The 20,302-nt window shown below is 44.6% G+C and carries 18 protein-coding genes and 1 other RNA gene; 18 read left to right on the forward strand and 1 reads right to left on the reverse strand.

Annotation, left to right across the window (positions count from 1 at the left end; genetic code table 11):
* Positions 1-50: 50 nt before the first annotated feature.
* The 15 genes from rpoD to ACPW7J_RS07385 all read left to right on the forward strand — a co-directional run bounded on the left by rpoD (position 51) and on the right by ACPW7J_RS07385 (position 13,697).
* Positions 51-1,190: an RNA polymerase sigma factor RpoD gene (rpoD, locus tag ACPW7J_RS07315; RefSeq protein ID WP_161873345.1), complete on the forward strand. Its 1,140-nt coding sequence runs from the start codon at positions 51-53 to the stop codon at positions 1,188-1,190.
* A 3-nt stretch (positions 1,191-1,193) separates the two neighbouring features.
* Positions 1,194-1,925 carry a tRNA (adenine(22)-N(1))-methyltransferase gene (locus ACPW7J_RS07320; protein WP_425754838.1) on the forward strand — a complete coding sequence of 244 codons (732 nt, stop codon included), beginning with the start codon at positions 1,194-1,196 and terminating at the stop codon, positions 1,923-1,925.
* A complete protein-coding gene (locus tag ACPW7J_RS07325) occupies positions 1,922-2,701 on the forward strand; it encodes a Nif3-like dinuclear metal center hexameric protein (RefSeq protein ID WP_425754839.1) in 780 nt (259 codons plus the stop codon). The genes ACPW7J_RS07320 and ACPW7J_RS07325 overlap by 4 nt, the downstream gene beginning before the upstream one ends.
* Before the next feature lie 117 nt (positions 2,702-2,818).
* On the forward strand, positions 2,819-4,141 hold the full coding sequence (gene rsxC, locus ACPW7J_RS07330) for an electron transport complex subunit RsxC (protein ID WP_425754840.1): 1,323 nt from the start codon (positions 2,819-2,821) through the stop codon (positions 4,139-4,141).
* 16 nt (positions 4,142-4,157) lie between these two features.
* Positions 4,158-5,102: an RnfABCDGE type electron transport complex subunit D gene (locus tag ACPW7J_RS07335; protein ID WP_425754841.1), complete on the forward strand. Its 945-nt coding sequence runs from the start codon at positions 4,158-4,160 to the stop codon at positions 5,100-5,102.
* The gene (locus ACPW7J_RS07340) at positions 5,099-6,187 is read left to right on the forward strand and encodes an RnfABCDGE type electron transport complex subunit G (RefSeq protein WP_425754842.1); all 1,089 of its coding nucleotides are present in this window, start codon (positions 5,099-5,101) and stop codon (positions 6,185-6,187) included. The genes ACPW7J_RS07335 and ACPW7J_RS07340 overlap by 4 nt, the downstream gene beginning before the upstream one ends.
* Positions 6,188-6,192: 5 nt before the next feature.
* Positions 6,193-6,873, forward strand: a complete 681-nt coding sequence (rsxE, locus tag ACPW7J_RS07345) for an electron transport complex subunit E (protein ID WP_161873180.1) — start codon at positions 6,193-6,195, stop codon at positions 6,871-6,873.
* Entirely contained in the window at positions 6,866-7,444 is a 579-nt protein-coding gene (locus ACPW7J_RS07350; protein WP_424959821.1) for an electron transport complex protein RnfA, read from the forward strand. Before rsxE ends, ACPW7J_RS07350 begins: the two co-directional genes overlap by 8 nt.
* A 13-nt stretch (positions 7,445-7,457) precedes the next feature.
* Positions 7,458-8,258 (forward strand): RnfABCDGE type electron transport complex subunit B, encoded by an 801-nt coding sequence (locus ACPW7J_RS07355; protein WP_425754843.1) that lies wholly within the window; start codon positions 7,458-7,460, stop codon positions 8,256-8,258.
* 101 nt (positions 8,259-8,359) lie between these two features.
* The gene (locus ACPW7J_RS07360; protein WP_161873177.1) at positions 8,360-9,343 is read left to right on the forward strand and encodes a hypothetical protein; all 984 of its coding nucleotides are present in this window, start codon (positions 8,360-8,362) and stop codon (positions 9,341-9,343) included.
* Positions 9,344-9,400: 57 nt separating this feature from the next.
* Positions 9,401-10,456 (forward strand): FAD:protein FMN transferase, encoded by a 1,056-nt coding sequence (locus ACPW7J_RS07365; RefSeq protein WP_425754844.1) that lies wholly within the window; start codon positions 9,401-9,403, stop codon positions 10,454-10,456.
* Positions 10,457-10,460: 4 nt separating this feature from the next.
* Positions 10,461-11,045, forward strand: coding sequence for an FMN-binding protein (locus ACPW7J_RS07370; protein WP_425754845.1), 585 nt, complete (start codon positions 10,461-10,463; stop codon positions 11,043-11,045).
* 272 nt (positions 11,046-11,317) lie between these two features.
* The gene (locus ACPW7J_RS07375; RefSeq protein WP_425754846.1) at positions 11,318-11,524 is read left to right on the forward strand and encodes a hypothetical protein; all 207 of its coding nucleotides are present in this window, start codon (positions 11,318-11,320) and stop codon (positions 11,522-11,524) included.
* A 399-nt stretch (positions 11,525-11,923) separates the two neighbouring features.
* An RNA gene (gene rnpB, locus ACPW7J_RS07380) (RNase P RNA component class A) lies at positions 11,924-12,270 on the forward strand.
* Positions 12,271-12,308: 38 nt separating this feature from the next.
* On the forward strand, positions 12,309-13,697 hold the full coding sequence (locus tag ACPW7J_RS07385) for an MATE family efflux transporter (RefSeq protein ID WP_425754847.1): 1,389 nt from the start codon (positions 12,309-12,311) through the stop codon (positions 13,695-13,697).
* Here the strand turns inward: ACPW7J_RS07385 and ACPW7J_RS07390 are convergent, their stop codons facing one another.
* The gene (locus ACPW7J_RS07390) at positions 13,698-14,192 is read right to left on the reverse strand and encodes a hypothetical protein (RefSeq protein ID WP_425754848.1); all 495 of its coding nucleotides are present in this window, start codon (positions 14,190-14,192) and stop codon (positions 13,698-13,700) included.
* Between the two features lie 158 nt (positions 14,193-14,350).
* Here ACPW7J_RS07390 and ACPW7J_RS07395 point away from each other — a divergent pair, with 158 nt between their 5' ends.
* The 3 genes from ACPW7J_RS07395 to ACPW7J_RS07405 all read left to right on the forward strand — a co-directional run bounded on the left by ACPW7J_RS07395 (position 14,351) and on the right by ACPW7J_RS07405 (position 20,097).
* A complete protein-coding gene (locus ACPW7J_RS07395; RefSeq protein ID WP_425754849.1) occupies positions 14,351-18,568 on the forward strand; it encodes an acyl-CoA dehydratase activase-related protein in 4,218 nt (1,405 codons plus the stop codon).
* Between the two features lie 95 nt (positions 18,569-18,663).
* Entirely contained in the window at positions 18,664-19,269 is a 606-nt protein-coding gene (locus tag ACPW7J_RS07400) for a superoxide dismutase (protein WP_161873171.1), read from the forward strand.
* Between the two features lie 99 nt (positions 19,270-19,368).
* Positions 19,369-20,097, forward strand: coding sequence for a YebC/PmpR family DNA-binding transcriptional regulator (locus ACPW7J_RS07405; protein ID WP_161873170.1), 729 nt, complete (start codon positions 19,369-19,371; stop codon positions 20,095-20,097).
* Positions 20,098-20,302 lie beyond the last annotated feature (205 nt).

Genomic DNA, 20,302 nt, shown 5'->3' on the forward strand with positions numbered 1-20,302 from the left:
TGAGCAAAGACGATAAAAAACCAACTAATTTAAATGAAGTATTTGCTGGCATGACACCTGAGCAGATCAAAACTGAACTGATCAATCAGCTTGTAAAAAAAGCAAAAACTAAGAAGAATATCCTGACTTACACTGATATGGCAGATTATTTGGATTCCTTTGATTTGGACAAGAACACAGTAGATGAGATATATGAGGTGTTGTTGGCAAAGGATATTGAGATAGCCAGTGAAACAGAGCCTGAGGATTTTGCCATGATTTTGGATGATGAGGATGATCTGGACGGACATTCGGAGGATGACGGCATTGTAATGACGGAATCCGGTGAAATAGATATTGAAGCTACATTGCCGAAAGGAATTGCCGTTGACGATCCCGTCAGAATGTATCTGAAAGAAATTGGTAAAGTGCCTCTTTTGAGCGCAGAGGAAGAAATCGAGCTGGCGAAAAGGATGGAAGCAGGCGATGAGGAGGCAAAGAAAAGACTTTGCGAGGCAAATCTGAGATTGGTGGTTAGCATTGCCAAGCGTTATGTAGGAAGAGGCATGCTGTTTTTAGATCTGATTCAGGAAGGGAATCTTGGATTGATTAAGGCAGTGGATAAATTTGATTACAGAAAGGGATATAAGTTTTCTACTTATGCTACTTGGTGGATTAGACAGGCGATTACCAGATCTATTGCCGATCAGGCCAGAACAATTAGAATTCCGGTGCATATGGTGGAGACTATCAATAAGCTGATTCGTGTTTCCAGACAGTTGCTGCAGACTTACGGCAGAGAACCGACGCCGGAAGAAATTGCAAAGGAAATGCAGATATCTGTTGAGAAGGTTCGTGAAATACAGAAAATTGCACAGGAACCAGTATCCTTAGAAACACCAATCGGAGAAGAAGAAGACAGCCACTTGGGAGATTTTATTCCTGACGATGACGTACCGGCTCCTGCTGAGGCAGCAGCATTTTCCATGCTGAAAGAGCAGCTGGTAGAAGTTCTGGACACTTTGACCGATAGAGAACAGAAAGTGTTGAAATTGCGTTTTGGTCTTGAAGACGGAAGATCGAGAACCTTAGAAGAAGTCGGAAAGGAATTCGATGTAACGAGGGAAAGAATTCGTCAGATTGAAGCGAAAGCGCTGAGAAAGCTGAGACACCCAAGCAGAAGCAAGAAGCTGAAAGATTATCTGGAGTAACACATGAAACTAAGCGATAGATTACAACTGATTGCTGACGAAATAAAAGTAGGAGAAACCATGGCCGACATTGGATGTGACCATGGTTTTTTGCCGATTTATTTGATGTCAAAGAAAAAATGTCCCAAAGCGATTATGACAGATATCAGCGAAGGATCTCTGCAAAAAGCAAAGGACAACTGTATGGACTTCGCAGAAAAATTTGACCGATCAATACACTTCGACCACCGCATCGGCAACGGTATAGACGTATTGGATTATGGGGAGGTGGACGTGGTGGTCATTGCCGGCATGGGCGGCTTATTGATCTGCGATATTCTTGGATGGGATCTGGCGAAAAGCAGATCTATCAAGAGATTCATTCTTCAACCGAGAAACTATCCGGGAAAACTGCGGCATTGGCTGTATGTTCATGGGTTTACCGTGGTGAAGGAAAGTCTGGTCAGAGAGGGAAAGTTTATCTGTGAAATCATGACGGTAGAAACTGATCCGGACAAGCTGACGGTATCAGAAAAAGCATCGCCATATAGCGTATTTTTTGATTATCCCGACGATTTGATAGAAGCAAAAGGAGGTTTGACGAAAGAATATCTTCAAAGGAAGCTGGAGCAGGAGAATTTAATTTTGCAGAATATCTTAGAGAACAGTAAGGATGCGGATAGGCAGTGCGTACCGGTTAAGGAACGGATTGACCGGCTGCAAGTATTGATGAGAAGAATGGAGGCGCATACATGAAAAAACAACGTCTTATCGAAAAAATTGAAGAATTGTGTAGTTCAGATATGGCGGAAAGCTGGGATAACTGTGGATTTCAGATTAACTGTTCTGGTGAGGATGTACAGACTGTATTGGTATCTTTAGAAGTTACCAATCAGATTATAGATGAGGCGATTGCAGAAGGAGCCGATCTGATTTTGACGCACCATCCGCTGCTTTTCCAAGGAATAAAGAAAGTGGACGAGGAAGATGTTATAGGAGGATATCTTTTTCGTCTGATTAAAAATGATATATCAGTATATTCGTGTCATACCAGCTTTGATAAGATGGAAGGCGGTAATAATGATTATCTTGGTCAGCTGTTGGAGTTTCAGAATATCAGGCCTTTTGACCGTGAAAACAGGTTTTGCCGCAAGGGGGAGTCTCCGTTTGAGATCACTTTTGCTGAGCTCATGCACAGAGCAGCTGGAGCTTTAGATATGGAGGAAGATGCTTTTCGTTATGTTGGAGATCCGTCATGTACTGTTACGACAGTAGGATGGTGTACTGGAGCAGGCAGTGAATTTATTCGGGATGCTTTTGAGGAGGGATGCGATCTTTACATTACCGGAGATGTGAAATATCATGAAGCCCAGGCAGCCAAGGAGATGGGTATTTGTATTTTAGATTTGGGACATTACGGTAGTGAAAGGATCTTTGCAGAGAATATGGCGCGTCAACTGCGTGAGGCTTGCGTTGATGAGAAGATCGATATTCTAGAATCGGCATCTTCTTTGAATCCTTTTGGCCTATAATTGTCAAAAAACTATCAAAAAAAATGTCAAAAAAACTAACAATATGATTGATAGAACTAAAGTACTATGATAAAATAAAAGCAAGAACTGCCTATATAACATGAGGAGCGTGATTGAATGAATCAAAACAGAGCAAAAAAAGGAGTGCATCCGTATGAAGGAAAAGATCTGTCCAAGGACAGTTCCATTGCGGTCATTCCTGCGGCAGAAGTCATGGTCTATCCTTTGGCGCAGCATATTGGGGCGCCGGCGAAAGCAGTCGTATCTCCCAAAGACCGCGTTCTGAAGGGACAGATGATTGCAGAAGCCGACGGATTTATCTCCTCTCCGATTTACAGCGCCGTGTCAGGCACGGTAAAAGCCATCGAAAAACGACTGGTCGTAAATGGAGAGAAAACAGAATGCATCGTCATTGAAAATGACGGCGCAGAGGAAACAGCGGAAGGGTATGGCAAGGCGCGCAGCCTTGACAGCTTATCCGGCAAAGAAATTATTGATGTAATTACGAAGGCAGGGATTGTAGGATTAGGAGGCGCAGGTTTTCCGACCGGCGTAAAGCTTTCCCCGAAGAATCCGCAGGACATTGATACACTGATTATCAATGGCGCGGAGTGTGAACCGTATCTGACTGCGGACTATCGTCTGATGTTGGAAAAAAGCGATGAAATTCTTCTGGGGGCAAAAGCAGTGCTGAAACTGTTTGAGAAAGCAAAGGTTGTCATCGGCATCGAAGACAATAAACCTGATGTGATCAGACTGTTTGAAGAAAAGACTGCAGCAGAAGAAAAAATTTCTGTAGAAGCATTGAAAACCAAATATCCGCAGGGCGGAGAACGACAGCTGATTTATACTGTAACAGGAAGAAAAATCAATTCTAAGATGTTGCCGGCTGACAAAGGATGCCTGGTGATCAATGCCGCTACCTGCTTCGCGATTTACGAAGCAGTATACGAGAATAAACCGTTGATCCACAGGATTATGACGGTAACCGGGGAAGCAGCAAATGCGCCGTGCAACCTGGATGTGCCTCTAGGTATGTCTTTTGAACAGGTTCTCGCAGCGGCAGGCGGCGCAGGAGAAGACGCGGTGAAATACATAGCAGGCGGACCGATGATGGGAACTGCCATGGCAACGCTGGATGTACCTGTGGTAAAGGCATCTTCCGCCATTCTTGTATTCTCGCAGGATGATGTTGCGGTGCTTTCGGAATCGGCATGTATTCATTGTGGACGGTGCGTCGGCGCCTGTCCGAGCAATTTAATTCCGCAAATGCTTGCAAAGGCGGTCAAAGCGGAGAACTATGAAGAGTTTGAACGTCTCGGCGGTATGGAATGTATGGAATGCGGCTGCTGTACGTATGGCTGTCCGGCAAAGATTCCTCTCACGCAAATGTTCAAACTGGGTAAGGCAAAAGTGCGCGAAATGCGTATTGTTGGTTAAGAAGCAGAGGTGTTTTATGTATAACGTTTCAGTATCCCCCCATGTGAGGGAGCAAAGCACGACCCAGTCTATTATGCGGGACGTGATCATCGCACTTCTTCCGATTCTCGCTTTTGGCGTATATCATTTCGGATTTGGTGCGCTGCAGGTGATCATCATTTCAGTAGTCACCTGTGTAGTTGGAGAACTTCTATTTGATTTAGCAGTGAAGAAGCCGGTTACGGTGTTCGACGGCAGCGCAGTGGTAACGGGTCTGATTCTGGCAATCAATCTGCCGGCTACCGCAATTTGGTGGATGCCTGTGCTGGGCGGTCTGTTTGCCATCGTTGCGGTTAAGATGCTATTCGGCGGATTGGGACAGAACTTTATGAATCCGGCGCTTGCGGCAAGATGTTTCCTGTTGATTTCTTTCTCAGGAAGAATGACAGATTTCACCCTGGACGGTGTATCTGCGGCAACACCGCTGGCAAGCATCAAGGCCGGAGAAATTCCTGATTTGCTATCTTTGTTCTTAGGATTTCACGGCGGCTGCATTGGAGAGGTATCAGCGCTGGCAATTCTGGCTGGCGGCGCATATTTAATCATAAAGAAGATAATTTCTATTCGGATTCCTCTTACCTATGTGTTGTCCACCGTTGTGTTTATTTTGCTGATTAACTTGATTAACGGCGGCGATACCAGCGCAGCTTATCTGGCGGCGCAGGTACTTTCTGGAGGACTTTTGGTCGGCGCATTCTTTATGGCGACCGATTATGCAACCAGTCCGATTACGGTGAAAGGGCAGCTGCTTTACGGCATGCTGCTTGGACTGTTTACGGCATTGTTTAGAACGGTAGGATCTTCTGCAGAAGGTGTTTCCTATGCGATTATCATCTGCAATCTGCTGGTGCCGCTGATTGAAAAGGTAACCATTCCAAGACCTTTCGGCAGTGAAAAAGCGAAAGGGGGAAGCAAGGCATGAAGAAATCATCAACGTTAACCAATACGCTGGTTCTGGTCGTAGTAACTTTCGTGGCGATTTTGGCGCTTTCCGTGGTTTATCAGGTGACGAAAGCCCCGATCGAACAGGCGGAGATCAATGCCAGAGCAGAAGTGTACAAAGTTGTTTATCCGGAAGCAGAAGGTTTTGCGCAGATTGACAATACAGAAGCCCTTCTGGAAGGCTCTGCGGATCTGCTAAGTGAGGCAGGCTACAGCGGATGCTTTGTCAACGATGTATTGGCTGTAGTGGATCCGACTGATTCCAGCGGTACACCAAAGGGCTATGTCATCGCGGCAACTTCTCCTAGTGGTTACGGCGGCAATATTCAAGTCGCAATCGGTATTACTGCAGACGGTGTGCTGACCGGATTCAACGTAGTTTCTCACGCTGAAACCGCGGGTCTGGGTTCCAAATGTACAGAACCTGCGTTTACAGAACAATTTAAAGGAAAGAAAGCGGAGACACTTGCTTACAGCAAGACAGGGGCTTCCGCTGATAACGAAATCGACGCAATCGGCGGCGCTACGATTACAACCGGCGCTGTAACAGATGCGGCAAACGCGGCAATCGCATTCTATCAGGCTCATTTCGGCGGCGGACTTGCACCGGTGGAGGAAGTGGACCCAATGGCGAAGGCGTTCCCGGATGTAGACCCGGAAAGCATGATTGACCATAAAATGGACGAAGTGTCCGGTGAAAATTATACGGTCAATGCGGTGAAAGAGGTCAAGGACGCCGGCTATGTGGTGATTGTAACGGCACATAATGGGTATGACGGCGATTTGCAGATTGCCCTGGGCATCGGAAACGATGGGATTATCAAAGGATTTTCCACGTTGGTCTGCAATGAGACAAAGACATTGGGAGGACAGTGTACCAGTGATGAATTTGCGGCACAGTTTGTCGGCATGAAAGCAGATCCTGTGTCTCATGTGGCCTCCGGCGCGAAAATGGAAAACAACGAAATCGATATGATTGCCGGTGCGACGATCACCACTGACGCGGTGCTGACAGCAGTAAACGGCGCAATCGATTACTATCATAAGGAACTGAAAGGAGCGTGAGAAGGATGAAAGCAGTATTAGAAAGATTATACAACGGCATCATCAAGGAAAACCCGACCTTTGTGCTCATGCTCGGTATGTGTCCGACTCTGGCAGTTACCACCAGCGCCAGCAACGGCTTTGGCATGGGCGTAGCGACCATGGCGGTACTGATTATGTCCAACCTGATTATTTCACTTCTGCGAAAAGTGATTCCGGGCGGCGTCAGAGTACCGGTCTACATCATCATCATCGCATCCTTTGTAACTATTGTGGAGCTTTTGATGCATGCCTATATGACATTCCTGTACGAAAGTCTTGGGATTTTTATTCCGTTGATCGTAGTAAACTGTATCATTTTAGGCAGAGCTGAGACTTACGCGTCTAAGTACGGACCGTTTCTTTCCGCCTTTGACGGCGTCGGGATTGGTCTCGGATTTACATTTGGTTTGACCGTCATCGGTATGGTCAGAGAACTGATCGGAAACGGAACCATCTTTAATACGCAGATTATGCCGGAAAGCTATGAGCCGATTTCTATTTTCGTTATGGCGCCGGGTGCGTTCTTCGTACTTTCTATTCTCTGTATGATACAGAATAAGTTAAAATTAAAGGGTGCAAACCGTCACGTAAAAGGCGAAGGCGGATGCAGCGGAAATTGCGAAACGTGCCCTGCTGCTGGTAAGGAGGTAGAGAAGAATGAGTAACAGTTTGTTTTTAGTACTTCTTACGACAGCGCTGATTAACAATGTTGTATTGAGCCAGTTCCTTGGAATCTGTCCGTTTCTGGGCGTATCCAAGAACGTGAAGACGGCAGCGGGTATGGGAGGCGCGGTAATCTTCGTCATTACCATCGCTTCTGCAGTATCCAGCTTGCTTTACGATTTTCTTCTGGTGAAATTTGATCTGACCTACCTGAAAACCATCGTGTTTATCATGGTAATCGCTTTCCTGGTACAGCTTGTTGAGCTGTTCCTGAAGAAGATGATACCGCCGCTCTATCAGAGCCTGGGTGTGTTCCTGCCGCTGATTACCACTAACTGTGCTGTTTTAGGCACGGCGCTGACCAATGTACAGTCGGGAAACGACTTTATCACCAGCGTGGTATCCGGCATCGGTACTTCCATCGGCTTCTGCATTGCGATTATCATCATGGCAGGCGTTAGAGAAAAGAGTGAAACCAATGATTTTCCAGCGTCCTTCAAAGGAACGCCGGCAGTACTGATGACTGCGTGCCTGATGTCCATCGCATTTTATGGATTCGGCATGTTAGCATAGAGGAGGGCAAGATATGAATATGAATGAAATTATCATCGCAGTAGTCTCTCTGTGCGTTATCAGTGCAATCATCGGTATCGCGCTTAGCATGGCAGAAAAGATTTTCCATGTAGAAGTCAACGAGCAGGAAGTAGCCGTACGAGAAGCGTTGCCGGGCAGTAACTGTGGCGGCTGCGGCTATGCGGGCTGTGACGCCCTTGCAAAAGCTATCGCAGAGGGAAGCGCGCCTGTGACCGCATGTCCTGTAGGCGGAAAGCCGGTAGCAGAAGAAATCGCCAAAATCATGGGACAGGAAGTTGGCGAGATGGAACGGAAAGTGGCTTATGTCAGATGCAGCGGCACCAGCGATATGAAGCAGGTGGATTACCAGTATATCGGAATCGAAAGCTGCGCCTATGCTGCGAAAATGCCGGGATCCAGTCCGTATGCCTGCAAATACGGTTGTCTGGGCTACGGCTCCTGTGCGAAAGTATGTCCGGAACGGGCAATTCGCATCATCGACAAGAAAGCTGTTGTAGATGAAGAACTTTGTATCGCCTGTGGGAAGTGCATCAAAGCTTGTCCGCACGATTTAATCGAATTGGTACCGGCAGCCTCAACCCACAGGGTACAGTGCATTTCTCTCGCTAAGGGTAAAGAGGTCATGAACGCGTGTAAAGCGGGCTGTATTGGATGCGGACTTTGTGCGAAGAACTGTCCGTCTGACGCCATTGTGATGGAAGACAACATTGCAAAGATCGATTACAGCAAATGTGTTCACTGCGGTGTCTGTGCGGAGAAATGTCCGAGAAAGATTATCAGAGTGTTTAAATAATCACAAAACATTGATAAAATATTGACAATTGGAAGATTGTTCGATATGATATAACTAGACGCTAATACTAAAGTATGAAAGGAATTTTAGGAGAGAAAATTATGCTGAAGATGAAAAAATTATTGATCTCTGCACTGGCAATCGCTATGGTACTTTCCTTTGCTGCTTGCGGCGGCGGAGATGACAACGGTGGCGGTGAAGGCGGAGACGCGAACGCTGCAGGCGCTAAGACTGGTTATGCAGTAGTAAGCTCCATCGCTGATGTTGAGGACAAGACTTTAACGATTGATTCTGTTGTTGCAGCTGCGCTTGTAGATGCAGATGGAAAAATCATCAGCCTGAAGGTTGACGAAATGCAGATTAAGCCTGATCTGGGTACAGATGACGGTACTGTTTCTGATCTGAGATCCAAGCTTGATAAGAAGGAAGATTACAACATGAAGGGCGCTTCCCCAATCGGAAAAGAGTGGTACGAACAGATTGCTGCTTTAGAAGAATGGGCGAAGGGCAAAACTGCTGATGAAGTAAAGGCTGCTATCGGTGAAGACGGTTATCCGACTGACGAAGATCTGACTGCAGGCTGCACCATTTACTTGACTGACATCGTAAAGGCTGTTACTGCTGCAATCGACAATGCACAGGACTTAGGCGCTTCTGCTGATGATACGCTGAAGCTAGCTGTAACTGCAGAAAAATCCTATCAGAGCAGTGATGAGAATCTGCAGTACGACGCAGCTTATGCAGCGGTTACTGTAGACGCTGACGGCAAAATCACTTCCTGCCTCATCGACGCTTCTCAGGCAAAATGCGCGCTGGACGGCGGCAAGTTCAAAGTAGAGGCTGGCAGCTATGCAACCAAGAAAGAATTGAAGGAAGACTACAACATGAAGGGCGCTTCCCCAATCGAAAAAGAATGGTATGAACAGGCTGAAGCTTATGAAGCTTGGGCAAAAGGCAAAACCGTAGACGAAATCAAAGGCGCTGTTGACGGCGAAGGCTATCCTTCTGATGAAGATCTGAAGGCTGGCTGCACGATTGTAGTTTCTGCCATCGTTTCTGCTATTGAAGCAGCAATGGCTCACTAAGTATGAATGGACGAAAAGAGAGCAAGGGCTTCTTTGCTCTCTTTTCCATAACAGACTATGAAAAAGAACATTATCCTGTTATTGATCACTCTGATTGTATTTTGTTCCGGCTGCGGCAGTTTGTCGTCTGCAGAAAAGGAACGTTTTTCTTCCAGTTTTATCGACTTGTTTGACACTGCGTCAACGGTCATCGCTTATGACGAGAGTCAGGAAAGCTTCGATGCACACATGGAAGCCTTTCATCAGAAGCTGGAAGAATATAATAAGCTGTATGATATTTACAATACTTACGACGGTATGGTAAACCTGGCGGTTGTCAACAAGCGTGCAAAGGACGGTCCTGTAGAAGTTGACCAAAAGATTCTTGCTCTTTTGGAATACTGCAGGGAAGTCTATACCATGAGCAAAGGTAAAACCAATATCTGCTTCGGCACAGTGCTTTCTCTCTGGCATGACAGCAGGCTTTACTCCGCAAACAATCCTGAGGAAGCGTATATTCCTGACAGAAAGGATTTGGAGGAAGCAGCCAAACATACAGAATTTGACGATTTGGTGATCGATCGAGACAATTCTACTGTTTATTTTAAAGATCCGGCTCTGCAGCTGGATGTAGGTGCGGTAGCCAAAGGTTTTGCCGTTCGGGAAGTCTGCGCATGGGCGCAGGAACATCTCTGGTCGTCGGCAGCGATCAGTATCGGCGGCAATGTGGTGACATTCGGCTATAAAAATGACGATGGAAGGACCCTTTGGAATATCGCAATTGAAAATCCCGACCCGGAGGCGACAGAGAATCTGGTCAGTCTGTCTCTGACAGATTTATCTGTGGTAACCAGCGGCGACTATCAGCGGTATTACACGGTTGACGGAAAAAAATACTGCCATATTATCGATCCCGACACACTGATGCCGGCAGACTATGTAGCAAGTGTATCGGTGCTCTGTCCGGATTCTGCTATGGGCGACGCACTGTCTACGGCGCTGTTCAATATGTCCATCGAGGAGGGAAAAGCCTTGATTGATTCTATGGACGGTGTAGAAGCGGTCTGGGTGAATCAGAATTATCAACGAACCTACAGCACAGGCTTTGAAGCATATATCAAAAATGAGGAGTAATCAAATGAAGCAGAATGCACATTTTAATCCAAAATCATCCAGTTGGGTGATTTCGCTGGTCGTGATGATTGCGATTTCCGCGGCGGTGGTATTTGGCTCGGAAGCGATTTACGGCAGCGCCAATAAAAAATTTACAGAACCGGTGGAGGTAGGCTTTACCGTTTCCTCTACGAAAGAGATAGATATTGCAAGCTCCAATGCCGCAGATTATCATGTAACCGCGGCAGAAGAAGCATACGATGCTTCCGGTGCGCTGGTAGCATATGTAATCAAATGTACGACTGTGGGATACAATGCGGAAAGTCCCATTGAATTGGCTGTGACAATTTCCGCGGATGGAACCCTGGTATGCGGCATAGACGTGCTGAGCCAGAAAGAGACGGAGTATCTGGGCGAAAAAATTGCGACAGATGCTTTTAAAGGACAGTTTACAGGCAGATACCTGCCGGTGATTATAACCGGTGACACCGCAAAGGGATCTCCGATTGACGCTGTTTCTAAGGCGACCATTTCTTCTAAAGCGGTAGTTGACGGCGTAAACAAAGCACAGGCATTTGTGCTTGAAAACTACGTAAAGACGGGGGCTTAAAGCAAATCCCAATTTTATGATAGGCGAAATAATAAATGCTGAGAGGTTGAAAAGTTTCATCCGTCTCAGCATTTTTAGTGCGAGAAAATAAGAATTAAGGAATATACAACTTTAATATTAAAGAAACTAATTTAACGATTTTTATTATTTAACACAATACACTTGAATATATAGATAAGATATGATATGATGTATATAAAAAGTGTAAAACAATATTTATATATAATATTATTTGAATTAGTTGAACCTGGAAATTACTAGTGAATTCTAAGATGAGAAAAAGTAAAATCACAGGCGATGATGTATGGCATATTATGGTAGCGTTGCTTCTTGTAGCGATTTTGTTTATGCAATTCAAAATCGCTTCACAGAGACAGAGAACGGAGATTGCGATTAGTAATTTTGAAGCGAAGGCTGTCCATCAGCTGGAAGATTTGAATTACATTGTGTCTGATTTATTAGAGGAAAAAGATGAATAAGAAAGTCAAATTTGGATTGAGAATTGTGATTATCATTGCGCTCATAATAATATTTATAAAACAAGTCAATACATATCATGATTTAGTTAAATGGGAAACCTTCTACTCAGATGACGCATACGAAAAATCGATGCTGGGTGGCTGGATAGATCGTGTTTATCAGCAAATCATAAATCATATTCTTTAGAATTATTTATTACAGGATGTTTTTATGGTTATATTTAGTTGAATATATGAATTGAAAAGGAGATAGTCCTTTTATTTTGAACGAATTGCCAAAGTAAGTGCGCAGTTGAGAAAACGCTTGGTCTTGGCAATTTTTTTGTGCAATTTTGGCTAATGGATTTTTTAAAAAAAGACTGGAAATCCAATTTTATTTATGATAAAATTATTTAGTTATGGGTAAGCCAGACAGTCGCGTGCAGTGATGCATGAGGAAAGTCCGGGCTCCACAGGGCGAGGATGCCGGATAACGTCCGGCGTAGGTAACTATAGGGAAAGTGCAACAGAAACATTCCGCCGAAACGGGTAGTGCCGTGGTAAGGTTGAAATGGTGAGGTAAGAGCTCACCGGCGCCATGGAGACATGACGGCCGTGTAAACCCCATCCGGAGCAAGGCCAAAATGGGCGAAAAAGGTGGCGGCCCGTCACCGCCCGAGAGGTAGGCCGCATGAGCGTGCAGTAATGTTACGCCTTAGATAGATGATTGTCGAATACAGAACCCGGCTTATAGGCTTGCCCATAGCTTTTTTATGCAATTTTGTAGAAGGGGGAACGCGTTACATTGAAAAAGGAAACAAATACGAATATCGAGAACACAGAGAACGTTATGAATGAAGCAAACAAAATGGGATCGGCGCCTATCGGAAAGTTGCTGGCGTCTATGGCATGGCCCGCAATTCTTTCTATGACGATTAACGCGTTGTATAATGTTGTAGACAGCATGTTCGTTGCGATGGTCAGTCAAAAGGCGCTTACAGCGGTTTCTTTGGTTATGCCGCTTCAGATGATGATGATCTCCCTGGCTGTAGGAAGTTCTGTCGGCGTCAATTCTTTGATTTCCAGAAGACTAGGCGCGAAAAGGTATGAAGAAGCAAACAAGGCGGCATCTACCAGCATCAGGATTGGCTTCTTTAACTTTGTGATTTTCGCCTTAATCGGAATATTTTTGGCAAACCCATTTATGCACGCCTATACCGACGATGCTGTAATCTTTGACGGCGGCGTTACATACCTTAGAATTATAACGATTTTCTGCCTGTTCAGTATGGTGCAGATCCAATTGGAAAAGGTACTGCAGGCTACAGGAAATATGATCGCGCCAATGATTATCAGCTTAAGCGGAGCACTGACCAATTTGATTTTAGATCCGATTTTGATTTTCGGACTGATCGGCGCGCCTAAAATGGGTATCGCTGGCGCGGCGGCCGCAACCGTTATCGGTCAGGCTGTAGGTATGTGCGTGGCTATTTTCATGTTTTTCCGAAAGGAGCATGACGTAAAGATTCAGCTAAAAGGTTTTCGCATCGATTGGAAGGTGGTAAAAGACATCTATGGGGTTGGTCTTCCGTCTATCATTATGCAGGCGATCGGCTCAGTGATGCTGTTGGGCTATAATGCAATTTTGGCGGCCTCTGCTACAGCAGTAGCTGTACTGGGTGTTTATTATAAGCTGCAATCCTTCATCTTTATGCCGGTATTTGGATTGAATCAAGGCGCTATGCCGATTATGGGATACAATTTCGGCGCGAAAAACAGAGCGCGATTAATGCTAACATATAAGGACGCCCTGATCACGGCGCTGGTAATTATGGGAATTGGAACCGTACTGTTTCAAGTATTTCCAGATGTTTTTCTTAAAATGTTCAGCGCGGATGACGAGATGATGGAGATGGGCGTGCCGGCGCTGCGGATTATCAGTATTTGCTTTATTCCGGCAGCTTTTGGCATCATGACATCTACGTTGTTTCAAGGCACGGGACATGGTGTATATAGTTTAATGGGATCACTTCTCAGACAGTTGATCGGCATTCTTCCGCTGGCATATATTATTTATCATGCTGCAGGGATCACAGCTTCCTGGGCATCCTTCCCGCTGGCGGAGATCATTGGACTGATTTATTCTGCTGTTATGTTGAAAATCCTTTACAAAAAAGAAATCAAGACCTTGTAATCATTTTACAAGGTCTCGTTCTTTTGAGTCCTGTCTGACAAGATCATAGATCAAAGGGTCTCTGATTAAATGTTTCCAACAGGTGAGGGTGGCTTTTACGAATGCAGGACTTAATGGTAATTCATCCTCAATCAGTGGACACAGATAAGGCAGTTCGACATCGTTTAAGATAAGCGAAAGATTTCCGGCCGTATCAATATGTGGCGTTAACGGAAAAGTTCTGCATTGCAGAGGTCTTTTTTCTCTGGGGCAGACGGGCGGCGTTTTACAACGCACGAAATAGACTTTGCCTTTCCAGGAATCAGGGAAGTCGAAGTCTTCTGCATTTTCTGCGCTCCATGTGAGCCAGCTGTTATCTCCTTTACTGTCTTGATGGACTTTGTCCTCGCCGGGGAGGAGATAGATACCCAATTCTTCGTCATCGCTGCCGCAGGTGCAGCAAATTGCGCCGCATAATTGGCCGCAGTCGAAGGAAACGGGGGACACTTTGTCCAATAGCCTGTATATTGCCAGGTATGTTCGTCGTTTAATTGTGCATTTCATACTAAAGTATTATACACGAATTTTGAAATGCATGGTGAAAAATTTGAAAAAAGATGTTAAAATAAACGGACTATTGGAGAAATATCTATATATATGCATGAGGTAAACTGATGAAATTAGGAATTGATATCGGATCAACGACAGTGAAACTGGTTTTGATGAACGACCAGGGAGATATAAAGTACGCTAAATATGAGCGGCATATGTCAAATGTCTTTGATAAGGTAAAAGAATTAGTTGAGAATATGTATACAAGTCTTGGTGATATAACGTTGCGGCCTGTCATTACCGGCTCAGGAGGTTTGTCATTGGCAAAACTGCTGGGTATTCGGTTTGAACAGGAGGTTATCGCCTGCAGCAAAGCAGTAGAGACTTTGATTCCGGAAACGGATGTAGCTATTGAGTTGGGCGGAGAGGACGCAAAGATCACGTTCTACGGCGCTACTGTCGAACAGAGAATGAACGGAACCTGTGCTGGAGGTACGGGCGCGTTTATCGATCAAATGGCAGTTCTGCTTAATACAGACGCTTCAGGACTCAACGAAGCGGCGAAAAGTGAAAAAATGATCTATCCGATTGCTGCACGTTGCGGCGTATTTGCTAAAACGGACATTCAGCCTCTTATCAACGAAGGCGCGGCGATTGAGGATTTGTCAGCGTCTATTTTCCAGGCGGTGGTAAATCAGACGATCAGCGGTTTGGCGTGCGGACATACGATCAAAGGGAAGGTAGCGTTTCTAGGCGGTCCGTTATCTTTTTTATCTGAACTGCGCGGCCGTTTTATTGCTACTCTGGAATTAAAACCGGAAGATGTGATTTTTCCGGAGGATTCCAAATATTTTGTTGCTATAGGCGCTGCAATGTTGGCGGATGAAAGCGAAGAAGTATCCTTGAAGACGATTGCGGAGCGGATGGCCTCTGCTGACCAATCACAGATGGCGGAAACTAAGCATATTGAACCTCTATTCAAGGATAAAGATGAATATAACGCGTTTATGACACGTCATAATCAACACCGAATTAAGAGGAAAGATATCCGCCGTGCTAAAGAAGAAACCTTTTTAGGCATTGACGCAGGTTCTACGACGACGAAGGCAACCCTGATTGACAGAGATAAGAATCTATTATATTCTTTCTATCGCAGTAATGAGGGAAACCCACTGGAAGCTGTGCGTACTATGCTGAAGGAGTTATACAGTCTGCTGCCGAAAAACGCGTTTATAGCCAATACGTGTGTTACCGGCTATGGAGAAGGCCTTATTAAGGCTGCGTTTAAAGCGGATTTAGGCGAAATTGAAACGATGGCGCATTACAAAGCAGCGGAAGAATTCTTGCCTGGCGTTGAATTCATTTTGGATATCGGTGGTCAGGATATGAAGTGCATGAAGATCAAGGATAATGCTATTTATAATATCATGCTGAACGAGGCATGTTCTTCTGGTTGCGGTTCATTTCTGGAAACCTATGCGAAGTCAGTGAACTTAGACACCGACGCCTTTGCGCAAGAAGCCCTTTTTGCAGAAAATCCGGTAGATCTGGGAACTCGTTGCACTGTATTTATGAATTCCAAGGTGAAACAGGCGCAGAAGGAAGGCGCATCCATTGGAGATATTTCTGCAGGACTTTCCTATTCTGTTATTAAAAACGCGCTGTACAAAGTAATTAAATTGAGAAATCCTGAAGAAGCAGGTGAAAAGATCGTGGTGCAGGGCGGCACTTTCATGAACAATGCCGTCCTTCGCAGTATAGAACGAATCATAGGAAAAAATGTAGTCCGTCCCGATATTGCGGGACTAATGGGAGCTTATGGCTGTTCCTTAATTGCCATGGAAAATTATATGGAAGACACAGAATCGTCTCTCCTTAACAGGGAAGAATTGGATGACTTTACTGTAGAGCACTCTAACGGCAGATGCAACGGCTGTGAAAACCGATGCATTTTGACAATCAACAAATTCAGCGACGGTTCACGGTTTATTACAGGTAACAGATGTGAGAAAGGAGCAGGCGGCGCACAGCATGCTAATAAGCTGCCAAATCTGTATGAATATAAGTTCCAGCGTTTGTTCGGATATAAACCTATCTCTGATTTCGATGCTTCCAGAGGAACGGTTGCCATTCCGCGTGTTTTAAACATGTACGAAAATTATCCGTTTTGGTTTACTTTTTTTACGGAACTGAAGTTCCAGATGATGCTGTCTCCGGCGTCCAGCAAATCTCTCTATGAGATGGGGATGGAAACGATTTCTTCGGATACAGCATGCTATCCGGCAAAGTTGGTTCACGGTCATATTAAATGGTTGGTGGAAAACGGCGCTAAATGGATCTTCTATCCTTGTTTAAATTATGAGCGTAATGAGGATACAAGCGCGCCGAATCATTACAATTGTCCGATTGTGGCGACATATCCGGAGGTTATTGCTAATAATATGGATGATATTTTTGCAGAACACATGGTACGCTTTTCTCATCCATTTTTACCCTATGATAATGATCTGCGCCTTGCCGACGCATTATATAAGGAATTTAAGGATTTCCATATATCAAAAGAAGAAGTTATGCGTGCTGTAACTAAGGCGAGAAAAGAGCAGGTTCGTTTTAAAAACGATGTGCGCAAGCAGGGAGAATACGCGCTGAAATTTGCCAGGAAAAACCATAAGAAAGCGGTTGTCCTGTCGGGGCGTCCGTATCATTTAGATCCTGAAATCAATCACGGCATTGATAAGGTTATCACCTCCTTTGATATGGTAGTTATGACGGAAGATTCTATCGCGCATATGGCCGATTTGCCAAGACCGCTTCGGGTACTGGACCAGTGGGTATATCATTCCAGATTATATAAGGCGGCCAGCTTTGTAGGAACCTGTGATGATGTGGAATTGATCCAGCTTAATTCCTTCGGCTGCGGTCTGGATGCTGTGACGACAGATCAGGTTGAGGAAATATGCCGAGGCAGTAACAAACTATATACCGTATTAAAGATCGACGAGGGTTCCAATTTAGGCGCCGCTAAGATTAGAATTCGTTCTTTGAAGGCGGCTATGGAGGAAAGAGAAAAGAACGGCGTTCATGCTATTGAAAATCATACGCCTTACGAGAGAAAGCTGTTTACCGAGGATATGCGGGATCATTATAATATTCTCGTTCCTCAGATGTCGCCAATACATTTTACGTATTTGGAGGAGGGAATGAAGGCCTGCGGATATAATGCGGTTCTTCTGCCGCCGGTTGATAAAAATTCTGTAGAAGAAGGGCTGAAATATATTAATAATGACGCGTGTTATCCAACGATCGTGACTTTAGGTCAGATCATTTCCGCCTTGAAATCCGGAGAGTACGATCTGAATAAGACGGCAGTATTTATGTCGCAGACAGGCGGAGGATGCCGTGCAAGCAACTATGTAGCGCTCTTGCGTAAAGCGTTGAAGGATCTGAATATGGAACAAATACCTGTGGTATCGTTTAATGCCGTAGGTTTGGAGAAGAATCCCGGCTTTAAGATTACCGCGCAAATGGGTCTCCGACTGGCTGTTGGCTGTGTTTATGGCGATCTGGTTATGCGTGTGCTTTATGCAACGCGGCCATATGAAAAGATTCCTGGTACATGTCAGAAGATTTTAGACAAATGGCATGAAAAGATCATACAAAATGTAATACATTTTAATTACAAAGACTATTGCCGCAATCTTGCCGGTATTGTAAAAGATTTTGACAACGTAGAGCGTACGGGGCAGAGAAAACCGAAGGTTGGCGTTGTAGGAGAGATTTTGGTTAAGTATCATCCTAATGCAAATAACGACATTGTTTCTATCATCGAAGATGAAGGCGGAGAAGCGGTAGTTCTGGATATGCTGGATTTCTTCCTATATGGTATGTATAGCAAAAAATTCAATTACGAGCGCCTGTCTGGTTCTTATAAACAGATGATGACCAATAAGCTCGGCATTAAAGCAGTAGAGTGGCTGCGCAAACCGATGCGTAAGGCTTTATGTGGTAGCGAGCATTTTACAGAACCCGCTTACATAGAGGATACCGCGGAAGCAGCTTCTGCCATCAGCTCCATTGGAAATCAATGTGGAGAGGGATGGCTTTTGACTGGTGAAATGGTTGAATTGATTCACAGTGGCGTAGAGAACGTAGTCTGCTTACAGCCGTTTGCCTGCCTACCAAACCATGTAACAGGCAAAGGTATGATGAAGGCTCTCAGAAAGATGAATCCGAAAGCTAATATTGCCGCAATTGATTATGACCCTGGCGCCAGCGATGTAAACCAACTGAACAGAATCAAGCTGATGATGGCCACGGCTCATAAAAATATGAAAAAATAAGGTGAATCGTACCTGCTGATTATTATTGATCAGCAGGTACTTTTTTTAGGTAAAGTCCATATTCTGAAAGGAGTAATCATTTTAGGAGGACAGATATGGAAGAAAATCTGAAACAGCATTATCCCTTTGTTAATCCACCCCTGCCGTACGCGTACGACGCGTTAGAGCCATTTATCGATGAAAAGACGATGAAGCTTCATCATGATGCGCACTTACAGACCTATGTAGATAATCTCAACGATATTATCAGTAAATATCCATCTTTGCATAACTGGAGTCTGGAGCAGTTAATCATCGGAAACAATCAGCTGCCATGGGAAATACAGGAGGGCGTACGCAATAATGCGGGCGGAGTATACAATCATATTCTATATTTTAGCCGGTTGGCGCCCATAAACGAAACGATCCCACCGAGCGGGAATCTTCTTTTGCTGATGGAAAAGAGATTTGGCGGCTTCGATGCGTTTAAACAGGAATTCAAGAGAGCAGCGTCGACTGTCTTTGGTTCCGGATATGTCTGGCTGGTGACAGATCAAAATGGACAGCTGCAAATTGTAACTACAGCAAATCAGGATAATCCGCTAGCCAGTGGATTTCATCCTATCATCGCTTTAGACCTATGGGAACATGCTTACTACTTGAAGCACTATAATAAAAGAGCGGATTATATAGAAAATTGGTTTCATTTGCTGAGCTTTTAAGGAACCAGATAAATTTCAAAAATTCATTGAAAATGCTTCTATTCTGTAGTATACTATTTAAGTTGAAAATTTCTAAAGAAAAAGATAGGAGGTGTCTCCATGGGTAGACACGGAACAATTGCCGGTAGAAAAGCGGCACAGGATTCAAAGAGAGCTGCTATGTTCACCAAGTATGCTAAAGCTATTACGGTGGCAGCTAAAGATGGCGGCGACCCTGAGTACAATGCCGGACTGAGAGTGGCAATAGAAAAAGCTAAGGCAATCAGTATGCCTAATGATAATATCCAGAGAGCAATCAAGAAAGGTACAGGAGAACTTGGCGGCGCATCTTATGAGGAACTTTCCTTTGAAGGTTACGGCGCTGGCGGCGTTGCTATTATCGTTGACTGTTTAACGGATAATACGAATAGAACGACGTCCTTTGTCCGTTCCACTTTTGATAAACACGGTGGAAATCTGGGCACACCAGGCTGTGTATCCTACATGTTTTCCAGAAAAGGTGTTTTGATCATTGAAAAAACAGACGATATTGATGAAGACGCGTTGATGGAAGCAGCATTGGAAGCTGGTGCGGACGATATGGTTGCTGAAGAAGACAGCTTCACGATCTATACAGAGCCAAATGCTTATACAGACGTTTATCAGGCTTTATCAGATGGGGGCTATAGCTTTGTAGAATCTGATATCGAAATGGTTCCATCCATGGAAAGCGCTCCGAAGGATGAGCACGATGTGAAGATGCTGAGAAAACTGATAGACATTTTGGAAGATAATGACGATGTACAGAAGGTACATACTAACTGCGGTGTTGATCTGTACGAAGAATAATGAAAATCGTTTTCTGACAAATCAAATTAGAGCATGAAAATTGAAAATAGACATAATCCAGAATTCCTTGTATTGCTGATGTGAAGAAGGAGTATGGAAGTTATGTCTATTTTATTTTGCAGTCAGGTGACAAAAATTTAAACCCGGATGCTCCGTCAGGATATAATTGACGCCCTATCATCATGATAGGTGGGTATCCTGCCGC

This window comes from Ihubacter sp. rT4E-8 (genome assembly GCF_049852125.1).
GTDB lineage: Bacteria > Bacillota > Clostridia > Peptostreptococcales > Anaerovoracaceae > Senimuribacter.